We start from the raw sequence: 10,906 nt of genomic DNA, 5'->3' as shown, positions 1-10,906 counted from the left end.
CTCTATGAGATCTACACGCTTGGCTCCAACAATCCGGGGCAGGGCACCGCGGGCACCGACTTCCAGCGCAATTACGTCATCAACATTCTCGACAGCGGGCGTCCTATCGACGGTGTCGATGAACTGACGATCTTCGGGTACGATTCGTCGCAGAATGGTCTGATCGGCGGCAACAAGCCGATCGACGACATCTTCCTGCTGCGCGGCGCCAACTATCTGCCGCACGAAGCCGCCGACCGTCCAGGCTACGTCGCCATGGTCTACGGACAGCCGAAGACCTATGCCGATACGATCGAGGACAATGAGCCTTCGAACGAAGTCGCGCGCATCAACTACGACACCGCGCTGAATGGCCGGATCACCATCGAGGGGCAGGGCGGCAACGACAATTTCTACTCCGACGACACCACGGCGATCGTTTCGCTGCAAGGCGGCGCCGGTGACGACTCCTTCAACATCGGCCAGATATTCGGCACCAAACGCACCGGCGATGCGGAAAACGGCGTCACGCCGTTCTTCGGCGGCAACCTGCTCGACCAGGACGTGTTCCCCGACATGGTGGCCACGACACGCGGCTGGCTGAGCCCGGGCATCAGTGCGCCGATGGTGGCGCAAGGCGGCACCGGCAACGACGAATTCCGGGTCTATGCCAACCAGGCCGAATTGCGGCTCGAAGGCGACGACAACAACGACCTGTTCATCGTCCGCGCGTTCGCCATTGCGGCGGTCGCCAACCAGGACTGGAATGGTGACGGCACGATCGATCAGGACGATTTGCCGGCGGTGACGCTCGACACCAATGGCGATGGCGTGATCAATTTCGCCGACGCTGACTCGACGCCTGACGACTATACCGACGACGTTATCGTGCTGGACGACTTCGGCGTCGCCAAGTCGATCATCGGGCTCGGCTTCTCGGTCGCGCGCGCGCCGGACATCCGCGCCGGCGGCGGCGAAGACGAAGTGCAATACAACGTCAACGCGCCGGTCTCGGTCGACGGCGGCACCGGCTTTGACAAGCTGGTTATCCTCGGCACGGAATTCGCCGACGATTTCGCCATCACCGATAAGGGTATCTTCGGCGCCGGCCTCAACGTTCGCTACACCACGATCGAAGTGGTCGAGGTCGACGGGCTTGAAGGCGACGATGAATTCTTCGTCCAATCGACGGCTTTCGGCGTAGCCTATCGCGTTATCGGCGGTCTGGGTTCAGACACGATCAATGTCGCGGGCGATGTCACGGAAGATATCATCACGCGCGAACTCGAAGGTGCCTCCGGCGCCGTTGACCACCTCGTCACTTCGGGCGATCCACTCTACGATGGCGTCCTCGTCGACGGCTTCGACTATCACGTGGCCGGCCCCCAGGAGGGCATCGTCCGCATCGACGAAACGGATGGCTTCACGGCTGTTCGCGAAGGCGGGCCGCGCAATGTCGACAGTTACACCGTCAGGCTGGCGGTGGCGCCGCTGGCCGGCCAGATCGTCTATGTGACGATCTCGGCGGCACGTTCGCCACAGCAGGAAGAAGACGGCACGCTGATCAATCCGGCACCGTTGCCGAATGGCATCGGCGATACGATCTGGCTATCGAAGCTGGATCCCGGCGCTGTCGGAACCGACGGCGAATTCCAGCATGTCATCACCATCAACGGCGTTCCGACGATCATCAACGACCGCTCGATCGTGCTGGCCTTCGACAGTACCAACTGGAACACGGCGCAGAACGTGTACCTCTATGCGCCCGACGATTTGCGCGCTGAGGGCGATCGAGTGGTCGTCGTCCAGCACAGTGTCATCTCCGACACCAGCGGTGTCGCACCGGCACTGCTGGCCGCGGCCTATCCGAACGGCGATCCCTTCGACGCGGCGGACGTGCGCAACGTCGAGGTCGACCTGCGTGACAACGACACGCCCGGAATCTATGTCACCGAGGTGACGCCCGGCACGAACACCGAAGATGGCCGCTCGCTGGTCATCGAAGGCAATGCCACGACCAAGCTGAATGACGAACTGCTGGTGCAGCTCGCCAAGGCGCCCGACGCGGGCGACACGATCGTCGTCAAGTTGTACGTCAACGAGTTCAGCGACGAAAACATCATGATCTACGACGTCGATGATCCGAACGGTCTCGACAACCGCATGTTCAAGGGTGCCGACGGCTACTGGCGCATCACTTTCGACAGCGGCAACTGGAACGATGCGGTGCGCGTCGGCATCGAAGCGCGCGACGACATCCCGCGTGAGGACCCGCACACGGCGGCGATCTTCTTCCAGCTCGACCAGGCGCTGACAGTCGACGCCAACCACAACTATGTCTTCCCGAACCTGCGCTCAGGCCCGGGCTATGTCGACATCGACGTGATCGACAATGACAGCGCCGGCGCGGTTGTGCTGGAGAGTGAAGGCAATACGCTGCTCAACGGCGATGGATCGGACACCGACGACTATACGATCCGGCTGACCAAGGCGCCGTCGACCAACGTCAGCGTCGCGGTACTAACGGACGGTCTGGCGGATGTCGTTAGTGTCAATGGCGTCGCGGTCACGCCCGGCTCCGGATACAGCATCATTGGCGGCCTCAGGCCAACGCAGATATTCGACGGCAATCTTGTCTTCTCCAACGAAGGTGGCTTGGGCAAGATCACGCGTAGCACCGGTGCCGATCTCGGCAGCTTCGTCGATGAAGGCTTCTTCGTCGGCCAGCAGATACGCATCGGCAATGCCGGCGCCGGCAGCGGCGACTATTTCATCACCTCGATCGATGCGGACGGAAAGTTCTTCAAGGTCGACAGGCTGTTGGCAGCGACAGGCGCGAAGGACGACGTCATCCTGTCCGATCTGGCGCGGGACGGCGAGTACACCGGCAATATCCGCTTCGAGCAGGTCATGGAAGGACTTGTGCCGACCTACCGGATCACCATCGCCGGACTTGGCGACAAGGACGATGGCTGGCTGTCATTCGGTTTCCTCGAAGGACAGTGGATCCGCGTGTTCGATACGGCCGACAATCTGATCGGCGACTTCAAGATCGCGATCATCCGCGGCGACAACGACACCAAGGACACCTCGATCCAGATCACCGGCACCAATGTCGCGCAGATCCTGCCGCATCTCGGCGCCACGCTGAACGATGTGCACGTGGTTCGCACCGCGGCCCTGGCCGTGTTCACGCCGGCCAACTACTACCAGCAGCAGACGGTCGAACTGCGCGCCGACACCGAATACGAAGTGCCGATCACCCGCGAAGGCGTCAAGGTTTTCCCGGTTTCCGGCCATTACCTGTCCAAGCTGCGCGGACCGTTGGCTGTCGAGGGCGGCGTCACCGGCGCCGACCGTTCACTCGAGAACGGCCTCAAGCTGCCAGGCGAAGCCGACGACTTCCTGATCGCGATCGGCCAGCAGCCGCCGGAATCGCAACAGATCGACGTGCTGAACATCTTCAACGACACCAGCAAGGAAGATGTCGGCGGCGTGATGACGGCGACGACGCTCACCGGCTTCAACATGGCTGACAATCTAAGCCTGGGGCTCGGTGTGACCGGCGATCCGACTTTCGGTGAATCCGGCTTCTTCCCGGGTGGCATCAGCTTCGGACGCATCAGCGTCGACCAGAACGGCGATTTCGGCACCGACAGCACCAAGAGCACCATCGAGGTGGTCAATCTGATGCTCGGTGAAGGCAACGACAAGCTCGTCATCGAGGGCACGCTCAATCCTGCGCCGCCGGTGCAGGTGACGAGCACGTTCGACATAACGCCATCCGGCGTCAACGGCGGCACCATCGTGCGCACCGGATTCGACTGGAAAGCGATGGGCTTCCTCGTCGGCCAAACGGTGAAGATCGACAACCTGCCGGGCGTCTGGACGATCGTCGCCATCAATGATGCGCTGATCAATCCGGCCAATCCGGCCGAAGGCGCGGATCCGAATGACAACTCGATCCTGGTTCTGAGCGGACCGACGCTGGCCAGCGTGGCGGACGGGCCGCACACCATCACCGCCTTCGATAAGGATGTGATCACGCTCAACAAGTCGGTGGATGTGGCCACGACGACGGCGGGCGGCATTATCACGCGCACCGACGGCGGCAACTGGGCCGGCTTTGCGGTCGGGGACTTCATCTCGATCGCCGAAGACTTTGCGCAGGGCGAGTATCAGATCGTGGCGATCGCCGGCGCGGTCATGCGCGTCATCGGCGGACAACTCGCGCCGGTCTCGGAAGCACCGCGCACCATCAATCGCATCAACCCCGTGACCAACGCCGTGCTGCAGACCGTGGTGGCCGAAGTCGATGTCGACCCAACTTATACCGGCGGCATCGTCACGCGCCACGACAACGTCAAATGGGCCGCTGAAGGCTACCTCGCCGGACATCTGGTGACGATGGTCGATGCCAGCGGCAAGCGTAACTTCCGCATCATCGAGATATCGGAAGACGGCTACTCGCTGACGCTCGAGGGCGCGCCGCTCGCGACGCAAAACAGCGCGGTGAAGAGCTTCTACGTGCAAGGCCAGCATGGCGCGCTGACGCTCGTTCATGGCGGCGGCAACATGTATCTGGAAAGCACCGGCCCGATGAACATCGCCGCCGGAACCGGTGGACAGATCATCGTCACCCGTCAGGACGGCCGCGACTGGTCGGAGGACCGCTATCAGGTTGGCCAGGTAATCCAGCTTGCGGGCGAAACCTACACGCGCACCATTCTGGCGATCGCCGATGCGACCCTGCCGGCGCCGAGCAACTCCGCGCTGACATGGGGTGACGGCAGCAAGCTGGTGCTCAGCGCACCGAACACACGCGCCGGCCAGCCAGCCGGCACGGTGCTCGCGCTCAACACGTTCAACAGCTATGCCGAGCGTTCACTGCACGTCGCGGAGCCGCGCGCCATCACCGGCACGGCGACCGTCAACATCACCACCAACAGCCTGACACGCAGTGTCGGCAGCTGGCTGGCGGATGGCTTCTATGTGGGCCAGAAGGTGCAGCTGAGCGGATTTGCCGGCACGTTCACCATCCAGGCGCTCACTGCGAGCGTGATAACGCTGCAGAGCGTTGCGCTGACGCCGAAAGCCGGTGTTGCGATGACCGTCTCCGGTGTCGATATAACGCTGGACGGTGGCAGGCGTGTCGGTGGCGACCATATTATCGTCACCGGCGGCGCCGGGCCGAACTCGCCACTGGTCATCTATGGCGACACCAGCCAGGACGGAATCTGGTATTCCGGCCAGGCGCACAATGTCTTGGGTATGGAATTCGGCGAGAAGCCGTTCGATCCGTTCCCGCAACTGCAGGACGGCGAGAACGAGGATGACGAGTGGGTGTTCCCGCTCGCCAATCCCTACAAGCTAGCCGGCAACGACATCATCGACGCCAGCGCCTTGTTCGCCGGCACGCTGTCGGCAAACCTGCCGAGCGTCGGTCTGACGATCTATGGCGGCGCGGGCAACGACACGATCTACGGCAGCCAGGCTGGCGATCATCTCGCCGGCGGTTCCGGCGACGACCTGATCATCGGCAATCGCGGCGCCGACCACATCTATGGCGATAGCGGCGTCAACGTGAATATCTTCACGCGCCAGCTGTTCATCGACACGGTCGACAACAGTCCGTTGCCTTCGGCCGATCCGAATGCCGACACCAACGGCACGACGATCAAGCCGGTCAAGTCGTCGGTTCGCGACCTGATGAATGCGGGCGACGACGTGATCTTCGGCGATGGCGCTTCGCATCTCGGCTATGGGCCGAGTTCGGTCGCGGCTGCCGGCCTGCTCGGCGACTTCGACGACATCATCTTCGCCGATCACGGCGTGATCGAAATGTTCGTCGACGATCCGAACTTCCCGTCAGCCTTGAAGCAGCGCATCCAGACGACCGAGCTGGCGTTGGTCACCGGCATCAAATCGGCCGAACTGCAAAATGGCGGCGACGACGTGGTGTTCGGCGGCCTCGACCGCGACGTCATCGTCGGCGGCGCCGGGCATGATCTGCTCGATGGTGACCAGCAGGACGATCGCGTCTTCGGCGACAACGTCTACCTGTCGCGCCAGGGCGGCGCTCACGGCAATCTGTACAATGACACGTTCAGTCTGCGCTTCCAGACGCTGGCCGGAACATTGATGTACAGCCGTACCGACCGGCCGATGCCGGCCGGCCTCGGCACAGTCAATGCCGACAACAGCGGCCTGCTGCTGGTCGACAGCATCGCGCGGCGGTATCGCGATCCGGACGGGGCTCCGTGGTGGAGCGAGTATTCGGTCGACTACGCGGCGCTGCACACCTTTGCCTTCGACGAGGGCGCGGCCGGCGTCGGCAGCTTCGGCAACGACTATATCGCCGGCAGCGAAGGCAATGACGAACTGTTAGGTCAGCTCGGCCATGACGTGGTGCAGGGCGACGGCGGCATCGAGCTTGCCTTTGCCGGTACCTCGCATGTCGGCGCATCGCGCACATCCGCCGGCGTCACCGATCCGATCGGTCCGCTGACGGTGATCGCCTCCTTCACGGCGGCGACCGACGGCCAGGACTATATCGAAGGCGGTGGCGGCGACGACCAGATATTCGGCGGTCTCGGCCAGGATGATCTGATCGGCGGTTCCTCGTCCTTCTTCAGCCTCATCGATCCGAATATGCGGCCTGACGGAGACGACTATATTTTCGGCGGCGCCGGCATCGAGATTGATCGCAATGACGATAATCTGCCGAATGACGGCACGCTGGCCAATTCGCGTTTTGCCCGCGATGCCGACTCGATGATCGGCGACAACGGCAACATCGTGCGGATCGTCGGCGTCAATCACACCGACATCAATCCGACCGGCGCAGCCGGGCAACAGCTCTATGTGCAGTTCAACTACGACGTGAATGACCCGGCGCGCGCTGGTGGCGAACGCCTCGTCGTGCGTGGCATCCATCTGCTCGACTACACGCCGGGCGGCCCGGACTTCCGTCCGGACCTGTTCTCCAAAACCAACCCGAACAATCCTGCCTATCGCAACGAGTTCGGCCTATGGGCCAAGCAGGACATCGGCGGCCATGATGAGTTCCATGGCGAAACCGGTGACGACACCGCCTATGGCGGCGGCGGCCATGACCGGATCTTCGGCGATGCCGAGAACGACGATCTGATCGGCGGCTGGGGCAATGATTGGATCTCCGGTGGTACCGGTGAGGACGGCATCCTGGGTGACGACGGCCGCATCTTCACCAGCCGCAACAGCGCGACCTACGGCGAAAGCCTGTTCGGCGTGCTGCCATTGCTGGCGACCGATCCGGATACGCGCACCAGCCAGGGCGATGTGCTCAACGAGTTCATCTCCACTCCGGGACAGGTGCAGACCGAGACGATCAATGTCGGTGGCAAGATGAAGAAGGCGGTCGACCTGACCCCTTACAATCTGACGCCGAACGCACAGGGCGGCGACAATCCGCTGTTTGACGCCAATGTCGTGGACGATATCATTTTCGGCGGCCTGGGTGACGACTTCATCCATGGCGGTTCCGGCGACGATGCGGTCGGCGGCGGGGAAGCTCTGCCAGATTCCTATACGCAGCGCTTCGATGCAGCGGGCAATGTCGTGGGCATCGTGCGCACCGACTTCTCGCGGCCATGGAACCCTGGCGACGTGCTGAGGTTTGGTCCCGACAGCGATCCGTGGAATGCGCCGAAGCCTGTGCAGAGCCGGCTCGGCGAGTTCTTCCTTTATGACGAGTACGATCCGCGCCGGACAATCATGTTCAACGCCGATGGTTCGGTATGGAAGACCGGTGCGGCGCCCATCACGCGCCAGTATTTCCTCAACCTCGTCGACAATGAAGGACCGCTGGTCAACGGTGCGATCGCTTTTGCGCCGAACGGCACGCCGACGGCGTTTGCGCAGCGCAACACCGACGGCAACGATGCGGTCTTCGGTGACCTGGGCAATGACTGGATCGTTGGTGGCACTGGCCGCGACCACATCTATGGCGGCTGGGGCAACGACCTCATGAATGCCGACGATGTGCTCTCGACCAACAACTGGCTGAACGACCAGCCAGAGACGCACCCAATGTATGAGGACCGCGTTTTCGGTGGGGCCGGGCTCGACATCCTGATCGGCAACACCGGTGGCGACCGCCTGATCGATTGGGTCGGGGAGTACAACAGCTACCTGGTGCCGTTCGCACCGTTCGGTATCGCGACGGTAAGCCGGCAGGTGCCGCCGCAACTGTTCGACTTCCTCTATGCGCAGGCATTCAGCGACGGTGTCGACATCACCCGCACCGCTGACACTGGCAGCATCAATGGAGACGACAAGTACAGCCACGTCCATATGTTCATGGGCGGCGTGGAAGGTGAAATCGGCCTGATCACCCAGAAGGATCATGGCTTCTGGCAGGATCAGACCGGCGGTCCGACGGATCCCCAGGCTGGCAACATTCCGGGCGGTAAGCGAGACGTGCTGCGCACGGCTGACTTCAACGACGGCAATGCCAAGGTCGTGGCGGTCGATGAGGGCAATTTCGCCGTCACCAGCGGCAAGCTCACCGTTCAGTCGGCAAGCACCTGGGATCAGGCAGCCGCGGTTCTCTATCTCGACGCCTATACGCCGATCTACTACGAGCTCGCGGCGACCTTGACGGCCGACAAGCCGACCGGCGGCTGGAAGGCCAACTCCTACATCATCTTCGACTATTATTCGCCGACCGATTTCAAATATGCCGGCATCAATATCTCGAACGACCAGATCGAGATGGGCTATCGCGACGCCAGCGGCTGGCATCAATTGGTCAAGTCCAACAAGCCGGTGCAGCTCAAAGCGAACCAGGCTTACGATGTCCTGCTCGCAGTCAACGGCACGAACGTGAGTTTGACCGTCGCCGGCGTGAATTGGTTCAGTTACACCTTCGCGCCGCGCATCGTCGATGGCCAGCCGGTGGCGCTGAACAAGGGCCTCGTCGGTGTCGGCAACAGCGGCTCGAAGGGTACGGTGGACAACTTCCGTGTCCAGGTCTTGCCACCACAGATCACGCTCGACTACGCAGCCGAGTTCAACGGGCCGCCGACCTATCCGATGTCGAAGACTGCGGCTCAAGGCTGGACGCTCTCGGGCGGCAGGCTGAATGCGGCGGCCAGCGCTGGCACCAATCTGCTGGATGTCGGCCCGGCGATCGGGGCGGACGCCTATCTGGAACTGACGGCGAAGTTGAAGACCGCCGGGACCGCTGGCATCGTCTTCGACTACTACGGCGCCAACGACTACAAGTTCGTCACCCTGGATGTGGTTGGCCAGAAGGTTTTGGTCGGACACGTGACGTCGAAGGGCGGCACGGTGATCGATCAGAGCTTCGCGCGCACGCTCAGTTCAACGACGGACTATGACGTCCAGTTGACCATACGAGGCGCAGCCCTCTCGATCACCGTCAACGGCGCATTCGTCGGCAGTTATGGCTTCAATGCAGCAATTGCCGATGGCGAGTTCGGTCTGGTGACAGGCAATGCAGGTGCGTCTTTCGACCGGCTGCAGATCCGCACCAATGCGTCGGCGTTCAGCACCAGCTCCAATCAGTTGGCGCTTGCTTCGCTCGGCCAGGCCGCGGACACGGCAACGGCGGTCGGCATCGATCAGGCCAAGGCGATGTTGGCGCAGGCGGTGGCGATCTGGTCGGGAAGCGGCCAACTCGACGCGACACAACTTGCCAAGCTGTCGAACCTGGATGTCCAGATCACCGATCTGCCTGGCTCGGCGCTGGCACAGTCGGTGTTCGGCGCGGTGATGATCGACCGCAATGCGGCCGGACAGGGCTGGTTCGTCGACCTGTCACCTCTCGACAGCAGCGAGTTCCAGCTCGATGCCTCCGGGCACCTGACGGCGTTGCCGGGCGGCGCCGCCGATGGACGGATGGACCTTCTGTCGGTGCTGATCCACGAGATCGGCCATCAGGCGGGCTTGGATCACGATGAGGGCGACGCGGGCGTGATGTCGGCTGAGTTGGCCGCCGGCGAGCGCCGGCTGCCGGAGGCCGGATCTGCCGGTCCGCTGACTGAAACGCAGCTCTTCCATGATGGCCTGGGCGTCTTTGTCGGCGCGCAGGAGCATGGATTGCTCCAGAGCGCAGGCATTGCCCGGGCTGAACCGATTGGCGAAGCCACGACGATATCGAGCGCAAGAGCTTCCGGCGGCACGGCGGCGGCACATTCCAAGTCAGAAGCCGATACAAGCGCCAAGACCGACGACATCGTGCTGACCGGGGCTACTTCTGGCTTGCAGGCAAGCGGCCAGCTCAACTGGGTGTTCGACGAAGCCAGCGGAACCTTTGTTGCCGCACAGGGTCGGCAGCAGGACCGTCCGCACGATGCAGCGCCCGATGCGGATCAGGACGATGGCGACGCAACTTCGGACGACCTCAACGGTCTCGCCGAATGGAGCAACCGCAAGGGACTGCTGTCGCGCCTGTCCAGTCTGTTTGGAGTGCGATGAGACAATGATGGCGGCGCAGTTCACACATCTCGCGAACTGCGCGCGCCGCCTCGAAACGGCTGTCCATGGCCGATAGCATCCTTGAAAGTGATACCCACAGGATGCTGGATGATGCCGGCATCGTCAGCTACAGCGTTCTGGACCAGGCGCTGTGGACACGCTTCCGCACTGCCGGGACATCGGATGAGTTCATTGGCGCGTGGCTGGGCCTCCTGTGCCGCCAGATTGCCGATGCCTCGGCAGCAGCCCTGGTGCTCGGGGAAGCCGATACCGGGCCTTATGTGCTGGCCGCCGCATGGCCGAACTCACAGTCGCCGGTCGGCGGACTTCTCGCCGCCACCGAAATGGCCACGGGAAAGCGTCAGGGCGTCAGTGTATCGGGTCCGACGGACAACACACAAATCATCGCGTCACCCATCCTCATCGACGGGCATCTGTTCGGAGC

3 protein-coding genes are annotated in these 10,906 nt (G+C 62.6%); 2 read left to right on the top strand and 1 reads right to left on the bottom strand.

The features are described from left to right. Positions 1-225, bottom strand: a 225-nt coding sequence (locus EN939_RS38530; RefSeq protein ID WP_206528275.1) for a hypothetical protein, incomplete at its 3' end; no start/stop codon positions are given. A 30-nt stretch (positions 226-255) separates the two neighbouring features. On the opposite strand from EN939_RS38530, the gene EN939_RS37945 reads away from it, so the two are divergent. Together EN939_RS37945 and EN939_RS08545 are read left to right on the top strand one after the other, a co-directional pair. Further along, positions 256-10,461 (top strand): hypothetical protein, encoded by a 10,206-nt coding sequence (locus EN939_RS37945; RefSeq protein WP_206528274.1) that lies wholly within the window; start codon positions 256-258, stop codon positions 10,459-10,461. Positions 10,462-10,526: 65 nt separating this feature from the next. Continuing rightward, a partial coding sequence (locus tag EN939_RS08545) for a hypothetical protein (RefSeq protein WP_206528273.1) occupies positions 10,527-10,906 on the top strand: 380 nt, incomplete at its 3' end.

It is taken from the genome of Mesorhizobium sp. M7A.F.Ca.CA.002.05.1.1 (genome assembly GCF_003998335.1).
In the GTDB taxonomy this organism is placed as follows: domain Bacteria; phylum Pseudomonadota; class Alphaproteobacteria; order Rhizobiales; family Rhizobiaceae; genus Mesorhizobium.
This window is presented reverse-complemented; position numbering and strand designations above follow the sequence as displayed.

What these genes read in the sequence shown, in the direction of transcription:
- EN939_RS37945 (WP_206528274.1), top strand. Translation starts at nt 256, where the DNA reads ATGGTCTACGGACAGCCGAAGACCTATGCCGATACGATCGAGGACAAT.